Source organism: Shigella sp. FJ200513 (assembly GCF_040495915.1).
In the GTDB taxonomy this organism is placed as follows: Bacteria; Pseudomonadota; Gammaproteobacteria; order Enterobacterales; family Enterobacteriaceae; genus ECMA0423.
The window spans coordinates 1-19,254 of sequence record NZ_JBDYCV010000017.1 but is presented as its reverse complement, the minus strand read 5'-3'; the positions used below and the strand labels follow the sequence as shown (position 1 = coordinate 19,254).

Annotated in this window: 17 protein-coding genes and 2 pseudogenes; 8 read left to right on the top strand and 11 right to left on the bottom strand. The window is 54.7% G+C overall.

What is annotated here, in order from left to right:
• Positions 1-126 precede the first annotated feature (126 nt).
• On the top strand, positions 127-1,566 hold the full coding sequence (gene norV, locus ABZJ92_RS05945) for an anaerobic nitric oxide reductase flavorubredoxin (protein ID WP_000029605.1): 1,440 nt from the start codon (positions 127-129) through the stop codon (positions 1,564-1,566).
• On the top strand, positions 1,563-2,696 hold the full coding sequence (gene norW, locus ABZJ92_RS05940; protein ID WP_000064736.1) for an NADH:flavorubredoxin reductase NorW: 1,134 nt from the start codon (positions 1,563-1,565) through the stop codon (positions 2,694-2,696). The genes norV and norW overlap by 4 nt, the downstream gene beginning before the upstream one ends.
• Positions 2,697-2,823: 127 nt before the next feature.
• On the opposite strand, the gene hypF is transcribed toward norW, so the two are convergent.
• The 9 genes and pseudogenes from hypF to hycA all read right to left on the bottom strand — a co-directional run bounded on the left by hypF (position 2,824) and on the right by hycA (position 12,762).
• Positions 2,824-5,076, bottom strand: a complete 2,253-nt coding sequence (hypF, locus tag ABZJ92_RS05935; protein ID WP_001107668.1) for a carbamoyltransferase HypF — start codon at positions 5,074-5,076, stop codon at positions 2,824-2,826.
• 152 nt (positions 5,077-5,228) lie between these two features.
• Positions 5,229-5,756: an electron transport protein HydN gene (hydN, locus tag ABZJ92_RS05930; RefSeq protein ID WP_001078784.1), complete on the bottom strand. Its 528-nt coding sequence runs from the start codon at positions 5,754-5,756 to the stop codon at positions 5,229-5,231.
• 148 nt (positions 5,757-5,904) lie between these two features.
• A complete protein-coding gene (ascG, locus tag ABZJ92_RS05925; RefSeq protein ID WP_005051459.1) occupies positions 5,905-6,915 on the bottom strand; it encodes a DNA-binding transcriptional regulator AscG in 1,011 nt (336 codons plus the stop codon).
• 61 nt (positions 6,916-6,976) lie between these two features.
• Positions 6,977-7,048: pseudogene (locus ABZJ92_RS05920) on the bottom strand (hypothetical protein); the annotation flags it as partial.
• 9 nt (positions 7,049-7,057) lie between these two features.
• Positions 7,058-8,767 carry a formate hydrogenlyase subunit HycE gene (gene hycE, locus ABZJ92_RS05915; RefSeq protein WP_005085549.1) on the bottom strand — a complete coding sequence of 570 codons (1,710 nt, stop codon included), beginning with the start codon at positions 8,765-8,767 and terminating at the stop codon, positions 7,058-7,060.
• A 17-nt stretch (positions 8,768-8,784) separates the two neighbouring features.
• Positions 8,785-9,708 carry a formate hydrogenlyase subunit HycD gene (gene hycD / locus ABZJ92_RS05910; protein WP_000115208.1) on the bottom strand — a complete coding sequence of 308 codons (924 nt, stop codon included), beginning with the start codon at positions 9,706-9,708 and terminating at the stop codon, positions 8,785-8,787.
• A gap of 2 nt (positions 9,709-9,710) precedes the next feature.
• Positions 9,711-11,568, bottom strand: a pseudogene (hycC, locus tag ABZJ92_RS05905) (formate hydrogenlyase subunit 3).
• A complete protein-coding gene (gene hycB, locus ABZJ92_RS05900; RefSeq protein ID WP_001079186.1) occupies positions 11,565-12,176 on the bottom strand; it encodes a formate hydrogenlyase subunit HycB in 612 nt (203 codons plus the stop codon). The pseudogene hycC and the gene hycB overlap by 4 nt, the downstream one beginning before the upstream one ends.
• 124 nt (positions 12,177-12,300) lie before the next feature.
• On the bottom strand, positions 12,301-12,762 hold the full coding sequence (hycA, locus tag ABZJ92_RS05895; protein ID WP_000158056.1) for a formate hydrogenlyase regulator HycA: 462 nt from the start codon (positions 12,760-12,762) through the stop codon (positions 12,301-12,303).
• A 211-nt stretch (positions 12,763-12,973) separates the two neighbouring features.
• Between hycA and hypA the strand changes: the two genes are divergently transcribed.
• From hypA to flhA, 6 genes are all read left to right on the top strand, one after another.
• The gene (gene hypA, locus ABZJ92_RS05890; RefSeq protein WP_001299100.1) at positions 12,974-13,324 is read left to right on the top strand and encodes a hydrogenase maturation nickel metallochaperone HypA; all 351 of its coding nucleotides are present in this window, start codon (positions 12,974-12,976) and stop codon (positions 13,322-13,324) included.
• A 3-nt stretch (positions 13,325-13,327) separates the two neighbouring features.
• Entirely contained in the window at positions 13,328-14,200 is an 873-nt protein-coding gene (gene hypB / locus ABZJ92_RS05885; protein ID WP_000337685.1) for a hydrogenase nickel incorporation protein HypB, read from the top strand.
• Entirely contained in the window at positions 14,191-14,463 is a 273-nt protein-coding gene (gene hypC / locus ABZJ92_RS05880; protein WP_000334881.1) for a hydrogenase 3 maturation protein HypC, read from the top strand. Before hypB ends, hypC begins: the two co-directional genes overlap by 10 nt.
• A complete protein-coding gene (hypD, locus tag ABZJ92_RS05875; RefSeq protein ID WP_001212982.1) occupies positions 14,463-15,584 on the top strand; it encodes a hydrogenase formation protein HypD in 1,122 nt (373 codons plus the stop codon). The genes hypC and hypD overlap by 1 nt, the downstream gene beginning before the upstream one ends.
• The gene (gene hypE, locus ABZJ92_RS05870; protein ID WP_001059975.1) at positions 15,581-16,591 is read left to right on the top strand and encodes a hydrogenase maturation carbamoyl dehydratase HypE; all 1,011 of its coding nucleotides are present in this window, start codon (positions 15,581-15,583) and stop codon (positions 16,589-16,591) included. The genes hypD and hypE overlap by 4 nt, the downstream gene beginning before the upstream one ends.
• A 73-nt stretch (positions 16,592-16,664) precedes the next feature.
• Positions 16,665-18,743 (top strand): formate hydrogenlyase transcriptional activator FlhA, encoded by a 2,079-nt coding sequence (gene flhA / locus ABZJ92_RS05865; RefSeq protein WP_005051471.1) that lies wholly within the window; start codon positions 16,665-16,667, stop codon positions 18,741-18,743.
• Positions 18,744-18,779: 36 nt separating this feature from the next.
• On the opposite strand, the gene ABZJ92_RS05860 is transcribed toward flhA, so the two are convergent.
• Positions 18,780-19,133, bottom strand: coding sequence for a nitrous oxide-stimulated promoter family protein (locus ABZJ92_RS05860; protein ID WP_000015498.1), 354 nt, complete (start codon positions 19,131-19,133; stop codon positions 18,780-18,782).
• A 62-nt stretch (positions 19,134-19,195) separates the two neighbouring features.
• On the bottom strand, positions 19,196-19,252 hold the full coding sequence (locus ABZJ92_RS05855) for an IS1 family transposase (RefSeq protein ID WP_003032489.1): 57 nt from the start codon (positions 19,250-19,252) through the stop codon (positions 19,196-19,198).
• Positions 19,253-19,254 lie beyond the last annotated feature (2 nt).

Genomic DNA, 19,254 nt, shown 5'->3' with positions numbered 1-19,254 from the left:
ATTTTGACTACTCATTAATGAGCATAATTTTATTTATAGAGTAAAAACAATCAGATAAGAAACTGGCACGCAATCTGCAATTAGCAAGACATCTTTTTAGAACACGCTGAATAAATTGAGGTTGCTATGTCTATTGTGGTGAAAAATAACATTCATTGGGTGGGTCAACGTGACTGGGAAGTGCGTGATTTTCACGGCACGGAATATAAAACGCTGCGCGGCAGCAGCTACAACAGCTACCTCATCCGCGAAGAAAAAAACGTGCTGATCGACACCGTCGACCATAAATTCAGCCGCGAATTTGTGCAGAACCTGCGTAATGAAATCGATCTGGCGGATATCGATTACATCGTGATTAACCATGCAGAAGAGGACCACGCCGGGGCGCTGACCGAACTGATGGCGCAAATTCCCGATACGCCGATCTACTGTACTGCCAACGCTATCGACTCGATAAATGGTCATCACCATCATCCGGAGTGGAATTTTAATGTGGTGAAAACTGGCGACACGCTGGATATCGGCAACGGCAAACAGCTCATTTTTGTCGAAACACCAATGCTGCACTGGCCGGACAGCATGATGACTTACCTGACAGGCGACGCGGTGCTGTTCAGTAACGATGCTTTCGGTCAGCACTACTGCGACGAGCATCTGTTCAACGATGAAGTGGATCAGACGGAGCTTTTCGAGCAGTGCCAGCGTTACTACGCCAATATCCTGACGCCGTTCAGCCGCCTGGTAACGCCGAAAATTACCGAGATCCTGGGCTTTAACTTACCAGTCGATATGATAGCGACCTCCCACGGCGTGGTCTGGCGCGATAACCCGACGCAAATTGTCGAGCTGTACCTGAAGTGGGCCGCTGATTATCAGGAAGACAGAATCACCATTTTCTACGACACCATGTCGAATAACACCCGCATGATGGCTGACGCTATCGCCCAGGGAATTGCGGAAACCGACCCACGCGTGGCGGTGAAAATTTTCAACGTCGCCCGAAGCGATAAAAACGAAATCCTGACCAATGTCTTCCGCTCAAAAGGCGTGCTGGTCGGCACTTCGACGATGAATAACGTGATGATGCCGAAAATCGCCGGGCTGGTGGAGGAGATGACCGGATTACGCTTCCGTAACAAACGCGCCAGTGCTTTCGGATCTCACGGCTGGAGCGGCGGTGCGATGGATCGCCTTTCCACGCGCCTGCAGGATGCGGGTTTCGAAATGTCGCTCAGCCTGAAAGCCAAATGGCGACCAGACCAGGACGCTCTGGAGTTATGCCGTGAACACGGTCGCGAAATCGCCCGTCAGTGGGCGCTCGCGCCGCTGCCGCAGAGCACGGTGAATACGGTAGTTAAAGAAGAAACCTCTGCCACGACGACGGCTGACCTCGGCCCACGAATGCAGTGCAGCGTCTGCCAGTGGATTTACGATCCGGCAAAAGGCGAGCCAATGCAGGACGTTGCGCCAGGAACGCCGTGGAGTGAAGTCCCGGATAACTTCCTCTGCCCGGAATGCTCCCTCGGCAAAGACGTCTTTGACGAACTAGCATCGGAGGCAAAATGAGCAACGGCATTGTGATCATCGGTTCGGGCTTCGCCGCCCGCCAACTGGTGAAAAATATTCGCAAACAGGACGCCACTATTCCATTAACCCTGATTGCCGCCGACAGCATAGATGAGTACAACAAACCCGACCTCAGCCATGTTATCAGTCAGGGGCAACGTGCCGACGACCTTACCCGCCAGACGGCGGGTGAATTTGCCGGGCAGTTTAATCTGCGCCTGTTTCCGCACACCTGGGTGACGGATATCGATGCCGAAGCCCATGTGGTGAAAAGCCAGAATAATCAGTGGCAATACGACAAGTTAGTGCTGGCAACCGGTGCCAGCGCCTTTGTCCCGCCTGTGCCTGGGCGTGAGTTAATGCTGACGTTAAATAGTCAGCAAGAGTATCGCGCCTGTGAAACGCAACTGCGGGATGCCCGACGCGTGTTGATTGTCGGCGGTGGTTTGATTGGTAGCGAACTGGCGATGGATTTTTGTCGTGCAGGCAAAGCGGTCACGCTAATCGACAACGCTGCCAGTATTCTGGCGTCATTAATGCCACCAGAAGTAAGCAGCCGCTTGCAGCATCGGTTGACGGAGATGGGCGTTCATCTGCTGTTGAAATCTCAGTTGCAGGGGCTGGAAAAAACGGATTCTGGCATTCTGGCAACGCTGGACCACCAGCGTAGTATCGAAGTGGATGCGGTAATTGCCGCCACCGGACTGCGCCCGGAAACAGCCCTGGCACGACGCGCCGGGCTGACGATTAATCGCGGCGTTTGCGTCGATAGTTATCTGCAAACCAGTAATGCCGATATTTACGCGCTGGGCGATTGCGCGGAAATTAACGGTCAGGTATTGCCGTTCCTGCAGCCGATTCAACTTAGCGGGATGGTGCTGGCAAAAAATCTTCTCGGCAATAACACGCCGCTGAAACTACCGGCGATGCTGGTGAAAATCAAAACGCCGGAATTACCGCTGCATCTGGCAGGCGAAACCCAGCGTCAGGATTTACGCTGGCAGATTAATACCGAACGCCAGGGAATGGTGGCGCGCGGCGTTGACGATGCTGACCAGCTTCGCGCCTTTGTGGTCAGTGAGGATCGGATGAAAGAGGCATTTGTATTGTTGAAAACGTTGCCGGTGTAGGTGGGCTACTGTGCCTAAAATGTCGGATGCGACGCTGGCGCGTCTTATCCGACCTACGGGGACGCATGTGTAGGCCGGATAAGGCATTTACGCCGCATCCGGCAAGGGTGTCCAAATGCAACACGCTTTATCCGTTCTGGACTTCACCCGCTAACCAACGCGCCGCAGCAATAACCCCCTGCCCCAGAGACAAACCGCCATCACCCGCCGGTAAACTCTGTGGAAAGAGCAATGTGAAATCAGCGAGATAATGCGCCAGACGTGCACGCAGCAAACGGTTATGAATAACCCCGCCGCTAAATACCAGCGTAGTGATACCACGCATCGTGGCCTGCTCACGCATCAACGCGGCAAAACCCTGCGCCAGCGCATCATGAAACGCCCACGCGCGTTGATTAACCAGTGCCTGCCAGTTCAGCCACTGCTGCCAGAAAGTGGCGAGATCCAGTTGATTGTCCACCCGCGGCATCGTCACCGGATGCGTCACTCCGTCGCATGAGGCTGCGAGCGCCTCCAGAGCACAAGCCGCTTCACCTTCATAACTTAACGTGGCTGGCGCACAGCCCAGTGCCGCCGCCACTGCATCGAACAACCGCCCACACGATGATGCCAGCGGCGCGTTAATTCCACGCTCAATGGCCCGCGCCAGTACGCTCCAGTTTTGCTGTTGCACACTTGCCGTTTCAGGGTAATTCTGCCACTCCGGCACAAAGCGCAGGCACTGCGCCAGCAGGTTTCGCCACGGCTGCTTCGCCGCCAAATCGCCACCCGGAAGCGCCACTGCAGGCAAGCCGCCCAGGTGCTCACATTCGCGATAGTTCACCCGCAGGCACTCGCCGCCCCACAAAGCGCCATTCTCCCCCATACCGATACCGTCGAGCGTCAAAGCAATGACATCACCGCCATCCAGCGGCCACTGATGCTCTGCCAGACACGCCGCTGCATGGGCATGATGATGCAGTACCGTTTGCGTCGGCAGATTCATTTCGCTCGCCCACTGGCTGGAGACATAGCCCGGATGCACATCATGCACAATGTATTGCGGAGTGAAATCGTAGATGTTTTGCATCAGGCGTAACGCTTCGCGCCACTGCATCTGGATGCCATCGTCACTTAAATCGCCCAGATGCTGACTCAACACCGCTTGTTCACCGCGCACCAGGCAGAAGGTATTTTTCAGATCCGCGCCAAGACACAGCACAGGCGGAACATTTTTAAAGCCCGGAGGCAAAACCAGCGCATCCGGCACATACCCCCGCGAACGGCGCAGCATTTCGCCGCTTTCGCGCACCACTGAATCATCCATCCGCTGCACGATGTCGCGGTTATGTAGCAAGAATCCGTCGGCAATGCCCTGCAAATCCGCCAGCGCCTGTTCGTTGCTGATAGCTGGTGGTTTACCGCTCAGGTTGCCGGAGGTCATCACCAGCGGGCATTGCAGTTCCTGTAACAGCAAATGCTGGAGCGGGTTCGCAGGCAACATCACCCCGACTTCGTTAAGGCCAGGGGCGATATCATCACAAAGCTCAGGTACGTATTTTTTATCCACCAGCACAATCGGCGCAGCGGGCGTGGTAAGCAACTGGCGCGCAGCGTCTGGTAAACTTTCTGCCACTGGCAACATGACTGCCAGCGGTTTCGCCGGGCGATGTTTGCGCTCCCGCAGTGTCGCCACCGCGTTACTGTTACGTGCATCGCAGGCAAGATGAAATCCGCCAATCCCTTTGATGGCGACAATGTTGCCCATTTTTAACTGTGCGATAGCTGCCTGTAATGCCGCCTCTTGTTCTGCATGTTCACCATGACTTACCCATTCAAGATGCGGGCCACACTCCGGGCAGGCCACCGGCTGGGCGTGGAAGCGACGATCGAGCGGGTCGCGGTACTCTTTGTCACAGGCCGGACATAGCGGAAACGCCGCCATCACGGTAAACGGGCGGTCGTAAGGCATCGCGCGAATAATGGTGAAACGCGGGCCGCAGTGGGTACAGTTGATAAACGGATAACGATAACGCCGCTCGCCTGGGGTATTCATTTCGGCAAGGCAAGCAGGGCAAGTGGCGGCATCCGGGACAATTTGCGTATTCATGGTGCCGCCGGTGCTCTGGCGGATGGTGAACTCGGTGGGCAGTTGTGACCAGATAAACGGCTCACGCTCGACGCTATCAATACGCGCCAGTGGCGGACAGTGCTGATGCAATTGAACAAGAAACGTTTCCGGGTCTTCCAGCAGCCGGACTTCTACGCCATCGCCGTCATTACATACATCGCCGTGAAGATTTAATTGCTGTGCCAGCTGCCAGACAAACGGACGAAAACCGACGCCCTGCACTTTGCCACGAATACGCAGTTGGACACCGCAAGATGTGTTTTTTGCCATTGAGTTATTCCCGCCATCATGAATTGCGTAACCCGCCCTGCCGGACACGACAGCGTCGTATCCGGCAGTCTCAGGTCGGCGATACCGCCCGCTCCGTATTCTACGAATATTTCCGGGAATTCCTTTGATGCCAGAACAGTTCTGTAAGATTTTTAGAACATCAGCGCCGTACGGCGGCGTTTTTCTGCGCTCAGTTGTTCAAGTTTATTACGATCGACACAAATCAGCGCATGGGTCGGGCAAGCCGCCATACACGCCGGGCCGTCTTCACGATGGTTGCACAGGTCGCATTTATTGGCTTCGGCTTTGTCAGCCCGTACATTCAGACCCGCGCCGCTGTTGCGAATCACAGGACGTACCACCACTTCCATCGCGCCATACGGGCAAGCCACCACGCAGGTTTTGCAACCAATGCAACGTTCCTGCATCACAGGAACAAACCCTTTATCACGGCTGATAGCACCATTCGGGCAGACGTTAGCGCACGGTGCATCTTCACACTGACGGCAAACTGTCGCCGTGGAAATGTTCACACCTTTAATGACATGGATACGCGGTAAAAATGTTTCCGGGGTCAGCGATGCACAGTCCTGATTTTCCTGATGAGAAACCACGCACGCCACTTCACAGGTACGGCAACCAATACATTTACTCGCGTCAGCAATGATGAAACGGTTCATCAAATTCTCCAGCAATGACAGTTAATGCGCCGATACACTCACAAATCATGCCAGTTTTTAATTTGCTGTTATTTAAGGAAATTAATTTCTGTAATGCAGGAAAAAAGATGTCATCGACACTAGTGACGATGACATGTGATGACAATGTTTATCGCGAAAGGGCAATGAGTGAGTCGCGGCGGATCAGTTTTCCGCTAAAGGTTTTCGGCGGTGAGAAATCCCCGCCATCGAGCATAAAAATCAGCCGTCCAATAATTTCCTGAATCATCTCAGTCACCGGAATTTTTACGCTGGAGAGCGCCGGAACGATATAGGGGGCAATTGCGATATCATCGAATCCGATAACTGACACCTGCTCTGGCACCGCTACGCCGCGCTCGTGCAACGCTTTGATCGCACCTATCGCCATATCGTCGTTACTGGCAACTAACGCGCTAAATTTAGCCCCTCGTTCGAGCAACGTTTCTACCCCTTCGGCCCCGCTGGCGGGCGTCCATTTACCGTTAGCGATAAGTTTTTCATTGAGCGCAATACCATGCTGCGACAGCGCGTCTTTATACCCGGCAAGACGTTCAATGCTGGTGGGGGAATCCATCGAGCCGGTAAGGAAAGCAATCTCCTGATGCCCGGCGTTTATCAACTCTGCCACGGCGTTAAAGCTGGTCTGTTTATGATCGCACCAGACGCTATGGCTGCTATTATTGCGCAGGCGGCGATTAAGCACCATTATCGGCTGACTGTGCGCGTCAATGATGTCATCAATCTCATCCACGCTTAAAAAACGCGGGTAAATCATAATGGCGTCGCAGCGCAAATCCAGCAGATACTGAATCGCCTGGCGCTCTTCTTCGGCGCTGTGTTTACCATCTGCCAATAGCAACTGTCGCCCTTTCTCTTCCGCCATTCGCGCGGCATGAAACAGTAATTCACTAAAATAAATGCCGTGATAAAGCGTGTTGGTCACTACCAGCCCCAGCGTCTGAGTACTCTTCGCCGACAGATTGCGGGCCAGCAAATTTGGGCGGTAACTGCTCTCTTCTACCGCCTGAAACACGCGATCTTTAGTCTCCTGGCTGACGTAGCCATTACCTGAAAGCACGCGGGAAACGGTCGCTTTTGAAACCCCGGCGCGCTTCGCCACTTCCAGCATCGTCGTCATCATTTTCATCCCTTTACACGCAATCAACGCAGTGTACTGCACCGTTTGCCGATTGTCCTTGCGCAATCGGCTCCAGCGGATAAGACGAGGTCGCCGTGCCGGTTTTGATGACTTTTTTGATAAAGGTAAACATGGCGATTCCTTATTTCAGCGGCGAGTTTTTACGCTCAATGCTGTAACGCTCGAGTTCTTTGTACGGCACCACTTTGCTCTTCTTCTTACGCACATCGACTACGGTCATGCGGTCGGTACAGGAGTAGCAAGGGTCCAGGCTACCGATAATCAGCGGCGCATAGGAAACGGTATTGCCACGCAGCATGTAGCGCAGGGTCGGCCAGTTCGCGTAGGTCGCGGCACGGCAGCGCCAGCGGTACAGCTTCTGGTTGTCGCCGGTCATGCTCCAGTGGATATCGTCGCCGCGCGGCGCTTCGGCAAAGCCCAGCGCGAAACGGTGCGGAATGTAGGTAAAGCCTTCCACCATCAGCGGACCGCCCGGCAGGTTATCCAGACCGTAGTCGATCATATTCAGCGCGGTATAGACCTCGTTGATTCGCACTTTCAGACGGGAAATAACGTCGCAGCCCTGCTCGCTGTGGACTTCCATTGGCAGCAGGCCATAACCGACAAACGGGTGATCGGCGCGAGTATCGCGGGCGAGACCGCTGGCGCGAACCATCGGGCCAACGTTACTGAAATCGCGGGCGATTTCCGGGTCCAGACGACCAATGCCGACGGTGCGTTGTTCCATGTTCGGCGTACTCAGCAGCACATCCACCAGCTCCTGCACTTCACGACGCATTTGTTGCGCCAGCTGGCGGGTCTGGATCATGTCATCTTTCAGCAGATCGCGACGAATCCCGCCGATCAGGTTCAGGCCGTAGGTTTTACGCGCACCGGTAAGGATCTCTGCCATTTTCATGGAGGTTTCACGCACGCGGAAGAACTGCATAAAGCCGGAGTCGAAGCCGGTAAAGTGACAGGCGAGGCCGAGGTTGAGCAGATGCGGGTGCAGGCGTTCCACCTCCAGCAGAATGGCGCGGATCATCTGCGCGCGTTCTGGCACCTGAATACCCATCGCGTTTTCCACCGACGTGGTGTAGGCGGTGCTGTGGGCAAAGCCGCAGATCCCGCACACACGGTCAGAGAGGAAGGTCACTTCGTTATAACCCATGCGGGTTTCCGCCAGTTTTTCCATACCGCGATGGACGTAGAACAGACGGTAGTCGGCGTCGATAATGTTTTCGCCATCGACGAACAGACGGAAGTGACCCGGTTCGTCAGAAGTGACGTGCAGCGGACCAATCGGCACGACGTTGTTTTTCTTGTCGCCCAGTTCGTTGATGAACTCGTAGGTTTCAGCATCGGTAGTCGGTGCCGGACGCTGACGATAATCCATGCTGTCTTTACGCAGCGGATAAAGTTCATCCGGCCAGTCATCCGGCAGCACCAGACGACGTTCATCCGGCAGACCAACCGGAATCAAACCGTACATATCGCGCACTTCGCGCTCGCCCCACACCGCCGCCGGAACGCGCGGCGTCACGGACGGATACTCCGGTTTGTTGGCGTCAACTTCGACGCGAACCGTTACCCAACACTTGGTGCCCTTCTCCATCGACAGCACGTAATAAACGGCGTAATGACCATTCAGTTTGCGTTCGTCGTTACCAAACAGCACCGACAGCCAGCCACCCTGCTTGTAGTAGAGAAACTCCACCACTTCCGGCAGATAGTTCACCTTTACGGTGACAGTCAGCTGATCTTTGGTCTGCCAGGCGTGGTCCAGCACGACGCCTAGAAATGCCTCATTCAGCGCGGCGAGATAATGTTGACCTAATTTTTCTTCAGACATGCTCAAACTCTCTTTAATCACGCCGCCAGCAAGGAGACGAACGCTAAAAATGCAAAGCCAAACCCAGCCCAGGTAATGCGCGGAGTAATATCAAGACGCAGACGGGCCATGCTGTTTTCGAACAGCGCGATAACCAGGACGCCGACCACCAGTTTGACGATGGCAATCACCAGCGCCAGCAGCAGTCCACCGACGGTGAAGGTTTCCATTTGTCCCCACGGAATAAACACCCCGACGAACATCTGCAACACCACCAGCTGTTTCAGGCTGATACCCCATTTCATGACGCCAAAGCCGCTACCGCTGTATTCGGAGAGCGGACCTTCCTGCAACTCCTGCTCGGCTTCCGCCAGGTCGAACGGCAGTTTGCCCATTTCGATAAAAGTGGCGAACGCACAGGCGCAGAGCGCCAGCACCAGCGGGATGCTTTGGCTCAGCGGCCAGTGATAAACGGTGTCGGTAATGTTGCTGATGTTGGTGGAACCGGCAACCTGTGCGGCAACCCACAGACCAAGCAGCAACATCGGTTCGACCAGCACGCCAAGCATCGCTTCACGGCTCGCACCGATAGCGGTAAACGGGCTACCGGTATCCAGACCGGAAATGGCAAAGAAGAAACGCGCGATGGCGAAGAGATACAGTAAGGTGATCAAATCGCCCAGTTGCGGCAGCGGAGAACCGACGGTCACCACCGGCAGCGCAGTAGCGATAGTCAGCATGACGCCCACCATCACATACGGCGTCAGGCGGAACATCCAGCCAGAGGCATCCGGGCCAACGCTCTGGCGGCCCAGCAGTTTGATAATGTCGCGATACTCCTGCAACACGCCCGGCCCGCGACGGTTATGCAGACGGGCGCGCGCCACGCGGGTAATACCGGAGAGCAGCGGCGCAACGGCAAATAACACCAGCGCCTGAATTAACGGATATAAAACACTCATTCTCAGGCTCCTCGTGAAACAATAATCACCACCAGTACCGCCAGTTCAACCAGCGCCATCCGGCGGAACAGCAACGCACTACCTTCGCACTGCCAGCCCGGCACTAGCGACACCGGATTCAGCCATTTGCGCAGTTTCAGCACTGGCGCAAACGCCTGTTTAACCGGCATGGCAAAACCGTGAGCGGTAATCACCATTGATTTTTCATGGTCGTAGCCGCACACCCAGGCCGCACCGCGGGAACGTGACGGCAGGCGGTCGCCTTTGCAAATCGCCATAATGATGAATGGCAGCAGCGGGCAGGCAATCAGCAGCAATGTGATCATTGGTTGAGAAACGGTGGTGTTAGCAGGCTCCAGAGGCAGAGGTACAGCAGCAGAGAGCATCGGCAGCAGCCACGGCGCAGCAACACCGCCAATTACGCAGCAAATCGCCAGTGCCACTACGCTTACGCTCATCAGGAGCGGCGCACAGGTGGCGTTTTCGGCTTCTTTGGTACGCGGCGCGCCGAGGAACGTGACGCCATAGACTTTCGCCATACACATCACCGCCAGCGCACCGGTAATTGCCAGACCCACAGCGAGCAGCGGCCCCAGCAGACGGGCAACAAACGCGCCGCTATTGCTCAGTTTGAAGAAGGATTGATAGATAACCCATTCCCCGGCAAACCCGTTCAGTGGCGGCAGCGCAGCCATTGCCATCAACCCGACTAACATGGCGATGGAGATAACCGGCATTTTCTTGCCAATACCACCGAGTTTTTCGATATCGCGATGACCGGTACGGAACCAGACGCTCCCCGCCCCGAGGAACAGTACGCTTTTGAACAGGCTATGGTTAAGCAGATGGTACAGACCACCGACCAGGCCAAGAGCAATCAGCGCCGGTTGTTCGAGCGCGATACCCGTTACGCCAGCGCCCAGCCCCAGCCCCAGCCCCAGCCCCAGCCCCAGCCCCAGCCCCAGCAGGATAATGCCGATATTTTCCAGGGTGTGGTAAGCCAGCAGGCGCTGGATGTTGTGTTCCATCAACGCATACAGACCACCGACGAACGCGGTGATCATGCCGAGCACCAGCAGCGCGATCCCCCACCACAGCGGTGCATTACCGCCCAGCAGTGACAGGGTTAACATGCCCAGCAGGCCAATTTTCATGACTACCGTAGAAAACAACGCGGCAGCTGGCGCAGAGGCGTTAGCATGTGCCTGCGGCACCCAGCCGTGCAGCGGAATAATCCCAGCCAGCAGGCCAAAGCCAATCACACCGAGCAGCCAGATATCGGAACCGAGCGGCAGCTGTTGCATACGCATATCCAGCAGGCGCAGATCCAGCGTGCCATAACGCTGCCACAGCAGCCAGCAAGCAATCACCAGCAGCAGAGTGCCAAGACGCCTCAGCGCAAACCACAGTTTGCCCTCTTTGCTGTTGCTGGTGAGGAACACCGCACACAAGGCCATGACTTCGGCCATTACCACGAACATGCCGAGGTTGCTGGCGATGACGGCGCAGACGGCGGCAGCCATCAACATATTGATCTGCAAGCCGTTGCACTTCACCTGCGCGTGGCGATGCCAGTCAATGTTATAGAGGCTGACAAACAGACCGCAAAGGCCGAGGGTAATCAGCCAAATCGCGTTAAGCGGGGAGATTTGCACATCGTAGCTTACCAGCGACAGCGCACCGCTCACGCCAACCGCGCCAGTCAGTACAGTGAAGCCCGCGGCTGCCGTATACAGACTACCAACCGCGCCGCCAATTCCGGCTATCCAGCCACTTAGCGCTTTTTGAAAAGAGAAATGCCAGAACAGCGGCGGCGACAAACCATGCCACGCCGCTATTGATCAGGGAAATTGCGCTCATTTAGCCTCTCCACTTTGAGCCTGCTGAAACAAGGTGAGATCGCCAAAGTCCGTGTTAAAGGTCAGCTCACGCTTACGTTTGCTGACGCGGGCGATATCGGTGTTATCCACCAGATGCAGGGCTTTAGTCGGGCACATCCGCACACAGGCCGGACCTTGTTCATCAAAGCTACAAAGGTCACATTTGACGGCGATCGCGCGAATACCTGGCACCCAGTCAAGCAATGTGCTGACACGCGCCGGAGCAGGCGGTGCCGGTGGCGCTTTCGGGGTATTGGCGTTTGCCGGAATATCCAGCGGACGGCTGCCGGAAAATTCAATTGCGCCAAACGGGCAGGCGATGCCGCACAGTTTGCAGCTTACGCACAGACTTTCATTCAACTGCACGGCCCCATCAACGCGGGTGATGGCGTTAACCGGGCAGACCACCGCGCAGGGTGCATCTTCACAGTGGTGACAGAGCTGCGGCGCAGATTCTTTTTCATTGAGCATCACTCTCAGGCGCGGCATTGATTGCAGGCCGTGCTGGCGATGCGTCTCTGAACAGGCGGCCTCACAGGTGTGGCAGCCGATACAGAGCGTGGAGTCGGCAATTACAAAACGATTCACCAGGCATTCCTCAGGTGATTGTCATTTTTGACGAAAACATGCCGATGAAATGTCATTTTCGACACTCATCGACACGCCCATCCCCAAACAGGCGTAACGCCTGCAAAACGGGCAAAGCCTCAGCTCATGCTGCCGGGCTTTGTCCCTTTACCAGTTGGCTTAAATTCACCGGCACATTGTTTTCAATGGCGGTGTATAAGCTGTCGTAAACGCCAGCGATTTTTTCGAGATAGTGTTCCAGAACCTGTTCGCGATCGCGGATGTTGACCTTGCCATCAATCATGCCGTCAATGCTCAGTTGCGCCTGCGCAATCCGCTGTTTGTCTTCGCCATCTTTTGTTTCGACGTAATACTCGATGGTGTGGCTGTTAAAGCCATCCGCCAGGGTGACGTAAATACGAAAATGTTCAAAAAGGACGAAACAGAGTTCTTTGTCCGGCGCGCAGCTCATGGCGTGATGCAGGCGCGCTTTCGATAACGTGATCCCCTGAACCAGCGAATTGCAGTAGATGTGCCACTGGTCCTGTAGGCGACGATGCCGCTGTGCGATGTAATCGGCTTTCTCGCTTATTTCCCAAATAGTCATTGTCAGGTTACTCGTTTAACAGAGATGCCAGCTTTAAGCATTTTTTGTGCCAACTTTTAATTTATTGTTATTAAAGAGATTTTTAAGCTAAAGATGAATTTCGTCGCCGTGTCGACGTGTCATTTCGACATCATCGACATTATTCACCGCAGGGATAATCAACACTGGCGCAATTATTGCTTGTAGCTGGCAATAGTTAATGGGAGGCGATATGCACGAAATAACCCTCTGCCAACGGGCACTGGAATTGATCGAACAGCAGGCCGCAAAACACGGCGCAAAACGCGTAACTGGGGTCTGGCTCAAAATTGGCGCATTTTCTTGTGTCGAAACCAGCTCTCTTGCCTTTTGTTTTGATCTGGTTTGCCGCGGCAGCGTGGCGGAAGGTTGTAAACTGCACCTCGAAGAACAAGAGGCCGAATGCTGGTGTGAAACATGCCAACAGTATGTGACGCTACTGACCCAGCGCGTCCGCCGCTGTCCACAGTGTCATGGTGACATGCTACAGATTGTGGCAGACGACGGTTTACAGATTCGGCGGATAGAAATAGACCAGGAGTGAGCGATGTGTACAACATGCGGTTGCGGTGAAGGCAACCTGTATATCGAGGGTGATGAACATAACCCTCATTCCGCGTTTCGTAGCGCGCCATTTGCCCCGGCGGCACGCCCGCAGATGAAAATCACCGGCATTAAAGCGCCTGAATTTACCCCCAGCCAGACTGAAGAAGGCGACCTGCATTACGGTCATGGCGAAGCGGGCACTCACACACCGGGCATGAGCCAGCGTCGGATGCTGGAAGTCGAAATTGACGTGCTGGACAAAAACAACCGTCTGGCTGAACGCAACCGCGCGCGCTTTGCTGCCCGCAAGCAACTGGTGCTCAACCTGGTTTCCAGCCCTGGTTCCGGTAAAACCACCCTGCTGACGGAAACCTTAATGCGCCTGAAAGACAGCGTTCCGTGCGCGGTTATTGAAGGCGACCAGCAAACCGTGAACGATGCCGCACGCATTCGCGCTACCGGTACACCAGCGATTCAGGTGAACACCGGTAAAGGCTGCCATCTTGACGCACAGATGATTGCCGACGCCGCACCGCGTCTGCCACTGGACGATAACGGTATTCTGTTTATCGAAAACGTTGGCAACCTCGTATGCCCGGCCAGCTTCGATCTCGGTGAAAAACACAAAGTAGCGGTGCTTTCCGTTACCGAAGGTGAAGACAAACCGCTGAAATATCCGCATATGTTTGCCGCCGCCTCGCTGATGCTGCTCAACAAAGTTGACCTGTTGCCGTATCTCAACTTTGACGTTGAGAAGTGCATCGCCTGCGCCCGCGAAGTCAATCCAGAAATTGAAATCATCCTTATTTCCGCCACCAGCGGCGAAGGGATGGACCAGTGGCTGAACTGGCTGGAGACACAGCGATGTGCATAGGCGTTCCCGGCCAGATCCGCACCATTGACGGCAACCAGGCGAAAGTCGACGTCTGCGGCATTCAGCGCGATGTCGATTTAACGTTAGTCGGCAGCTGCGATGAAAACGGTCAGCCGCGCGTGGGCCAGTGGGTACTGGTTCACGTTGGCTTTGCCATGAGCGTAATTAATGAAGCCGAAGCACGCGACACTCTCGACGCCTTACAAAACATGTTTGACGTTGAGCCGGATGTCGGCGCGCTGTTGTATGGCGAGGAAAAATAATGCGTTTTGTTGATGAATATCGCGCGCCGGAACAGGTGATGCAGTTAATTGAGCATCTGCGCGAACGTGCTTCACATCTCTCTTACACCGCCGAACGCCCTCTGCGGATTATGGAAGTGTGTGGCGGTCATACCCACGCCATTTTTAAATTCGGCCTCGACCAGTTACTGCCTGAAAACGTTGAGTTTATCCACGGTCCGGGTTGCCCGGTGTGCGTACTGCCGATGGGTAGAATCGACACCTGCGTGGAGATTGCCAGCCATCCGGAAGTCATCTTCTGTACCTTTGGCGACGCCATGCGCGTACCAGGGAAACAGGGATCGCTGTTGCAGGCAAAAGCACGCGGTGCCGATGTGCGCATCGTTTACTCGCCGATGGATGCGTTGAAACTGGCGCAGGAGAATCCAACCCGCAAAGTGGTGTTCTTCGGCTTAGGTTTTGAAACCACCATGCCGACCACCGCCATCACTCTGCAACAGGCGAAAGCGCGTGATGTGCAGAATTTTTACTTCTTCTGCCAGCACATTACGCTTATCCCGACGCTGCGCAGTTTGCTGGAACAGCCGGATAACGGTATCGACGCGTTCCTCGCGCCGGGCCACGTTAGTATGGTTATCGGCACTGATGCCTATAATTTTATCGCCAGCGATTTTCATCGTCCGCTGGTGGTCGCTGGTTTCGAACCCCTTGATCTACTGCAAGGCGTGGTCATGCTGGTGGAGCAGAAAATAGCGGCCCACAGCAAGGTAGAGAATCAGTATCGTCGGGTGGTACCGGATGCCGGTAACCTACTGGCGCAACAGGCGATTGCCGATGTGTTCTGTGTCAACGGCGACAGCGAATGGCGCGGCTTAGGCGTGATTGAATCTTCTGGCGTGCACCTGACGCCGGATTATCAACGATTCGATGCCGAAGCACATTTCCGCCCGGCACCGCAGCAGGTCTGCGATGACCCGCGCGCGCGTTGTGGTGAGGTATTAACGGGCAAATGTAAGCCGCATCAATGCCCGCTGTTTGGTAACACCTGTAATCCTCAAACCGCATTTGGTGCACTGATGGTCTCCTCCGAAGGAGCGTGCGCCGCGTGGTATCAGTATCGTCAGCAGGAGAGTGAAGCGTGAATAATATCCAACTCGCCCACGGCAGCGGCAGCCAGGCGATGCAGCAATTAATCAACAGCCTGTTTATGGAAGCCTTTGCCAACCCGTGGCTGGCAGAGCAGGAAGATCAGGCACGTCTTGATCTGGCGCAGCTGGTAGCGGAAGGCGACCGTCTGGCGTTCTCCACCGACAGTTACGTCATTGACCCGCTGTTCTTTCCTGGCGGTAATATCGGCAAGCTGGCGATTTGCGGCACCGCGAATGACGTTGCGGGCAGTGGCGCTATTCCGCGCTATCTCTCCTGTGGCTTTATCCTCGAAGAAGGATTGCCGATGGAGACACTGAAAGCCGTAGTGACCAGCATGGCAGAAACCGCCCGCACGGCAGGCATTGCCATCGTTACTGGCGATACTAAAGTGGTGCAGCGCGGCGCGGCAGATAAACTGTTTATCAACACCGCTGGCATGGGCGCAATTCCGGCGAATATTCACTGGGGCGCACAGACGCTAACCGCAGGCGATGTATTGCTGGTTAGCGGTACACTCGGCGACCACGGGGCGACTATCCTTAACCTGCGTGAGCAGCTGGGGCTGGATGGCGAACTGGTCAGCGACTGCGCGGTGCTGACGCCGCTTATTCAGACGCTGCGTGACATTCCCGGCGTGAAAGCGCTGCGTGATGCCACCCGTGGTGGTGTAAACGCGGTGGTTCATGAGTTCGCGGCAGCCTGCGGTTGTGGTATTGAAATTTCTGAATCAGCGCTGCCGGTTAAACCTGCCGTGCGCGGCGTTTGCGAATTGCTGGGACTGGACGCCCTGAACTTTGCCAACGAAGGCAAACTGGTGATCGCCGTTGAACGCAACGCGGCAGAGCAAGTGCTGGCAGCGTTACATTCCCATCCACTGGGGAAAGACGCGGCGCTGATTGGTGAAGTGGTGGAACGTAAAGGTGTTCGTCTTGCCGGTCTGTATGGCGTGAAACGAACCCTCGATTTACCACACGCCGAACCGCTTCCGCGTATATGCTAATAAAATTCTAAATCTCCTATAGTTAGTCAATGACCTTTTGCACCGCTTTGCGGTGCTTTCCTGGAAGAACAAAATGTCATATACACCGATGAGTGATCTCGGACAGCAAGGGTTGTTCGACATCACTCGGACACTATTGCAGCAGCCCGATCTGGCCTCGCTGTGTGAGGCTCTTTCGCAACTGGTAAAGCGTTCTGCGCTCGCCGACAACGCGGCTATTGTGTTGTGGCAAGCGCAGACTCAACGTGCGTCTTATTACGCGTCGCGTGAAAAAGACACCCCCATTAAATATGAAGACGAAACTGTTCTGGCACACGGTCCGGTACGCAGCATTTTGTCGCGCCCTGATACGCTGCATTGCAGTTACGAAGAATTTTGTGAAACCTGGCCGCAGCTGGCCGCAGGTGGGCTATACCCCAAATTTGGTCACTATTGCCTGATGCCACTGGCGGCGGGAGGGCATATTTTTGGTGGCTGTGAATTTATTCGTTATGACGAGCGTCCCTGGAGCGAAAAAGAGTTCAATCGTCTGCAAACATTTACGCAGATCGTTTCTGTCGTCACCGAACAAATCCAGAGCCGCGTCGTCAACAATGTCGACTATGAGTTGTTATGCCGGGAGCGCGATAACTTCCGCATCCTGGTTGCCATTACCAACGCGGTGCTTTCCCGCCTGGATATGGACGAACTGGTCAGCGAAGTCGCCAAAGAAATCCATTACTATTTCGACATTGACGATATCAGCATTGTCTTACGCAGCCACCGTAAAAACAAACTCAACATCTACTCCACTCACTATCTTGATAAACAACATCCCGCCCACGAACAGAGCGAAGTCGATGAAGCCGGAACCCTCACCGAACGCGTGTTCAAAAGTAAAGAGATGCTGCTGATCAATCTCTACGAGCGGGACGATTTAGCCCCCTATGAACGCATGTTGTTCGACACCTGGGGCAACCAGATTCAAACCTTGTGCCTGTTACCGCTGATGTCTGGCGACACCATGCTGGGCGTGCTGAAACTGGCGCAATGCGAAGAGAAAGTGTTTACCACTACCAATCTGAATTTGCTGCGCCAGATTGCCGAACGTGTGGCAATCGCTGTCGATAACGCCCTCGCCTATCAGGAAATCCATCGTCTGAAAGAACGGCTGGTTGATGAAAACCTCGCCCTGACCGAGCAGCTCAACAATGTTGATAGTGAATTTGGCGAGATTATTGGCCGCAGCGAAGCCATGTACAGCGTGCTTAAACAAGTTGAAATGGTGGCGCAAAGTGACAGTACCGTGCTGATCCTCGGTGAAACTGGCTCGGGTAAAGAGCTGATTGCCCGTGCGATCCATAATCTCAGTGGGCGTAATAATCGCCGCATGGTCAAAATGAACTGCGCGGCGATGCCTGCCGGATTGCTGGAAAGCGATCTGTTTGGTCATGAGCGTGGGGCTTTTACCGGTGCCAACGCCCAGCGCATTGGTCGTTTTGAACTGGCGGATAAAAGCTCTCTGTTCCTCGACGAAGTGGGCGATATGCCACTGGAGTTACAGCCGAAGTTGCTGCGTGTATTGCAGGAACAGGAGTTTGAACGTCTCGGCAGCAACAAAATCATTCAGACGGACGTACGTTTAATTGCCGCGACTAACCGCGATCTGAAAAAAATGGTCGCCGACCGAGAGTTCCGTAGCGATCTCTATTACCGCCTGAACGTATTCCCGATTCACCTGCCGCCACTACGCGAGCGTCCGGAAGATATTCCGCTGCTGGCGAAAGCCTTTACCTTCAAAATTGCCCGTCGTCTGGGGCGCAATATCGACAGCATTCCTGCCGAGACGCTGCGCACCTTGAGCAACATGGAGTGGCCGGGTAACGTACGCGAACTGGAAAACGTCATTGAGCGCGCAGTATTGCTAACACGCGGCAACGTGCTGCAGCTGTCATTGCCAGATATTGCTTTACCGGAGCCTGAAACGCCGCCTGCCGCAACGGTTGTCGCCCAGGAGGGCGAAGATGAATATCAGTTGATTGTGCGCGTGCTGAAAGAAACCAACAGCGTGGTTGCCGGGCCTAAAGGCGCTGCGCAACGTCTGGGGCTGAAACGCACGACCCTGCTGTCACGGATGAAGCGGCTGGGAATTGATAAATCGGCATTGATTTAACTGCAAATTGCCGGACAGATCTGCCTGTCCGGCATACTATTCACGAGGTTTTTTCGGACGATATTTTTCCGGCAGTTCTGGCACCGGACGCTTGTCATCGATGAGATGACGCACGGTTAAGATCGGATGACGCCACAGCATTCTCGGCCCGGCCCAACGCATAATCTGTTTCATCTCTTCACGCTTTGCAGGCTGGTAACAGTGCACCGGACACTGCTTACAGGCTGGTTTCTCTTCGCCGAACACACATTTATCCAGCCGCTTTTGCGCGTAAACAAACAACGCCTCGTAATGCTCCGGCTCCGCTGACGCCTGCGGGCATTTCGCTTGATAAAGATCGATCATTTTTTTAATCGTCAGTTTTTCACGAGAGATACGCTTGCCGGACATGCTGCCTCCACCTCATTAAGATGCATTTATATTACATCTTAATCTTAGGTAATGACTCCAACTTACTGATAGTGTTTTATGTTCAGATAATGCCCGATGACCTTGTCATGCAGCTCCACCG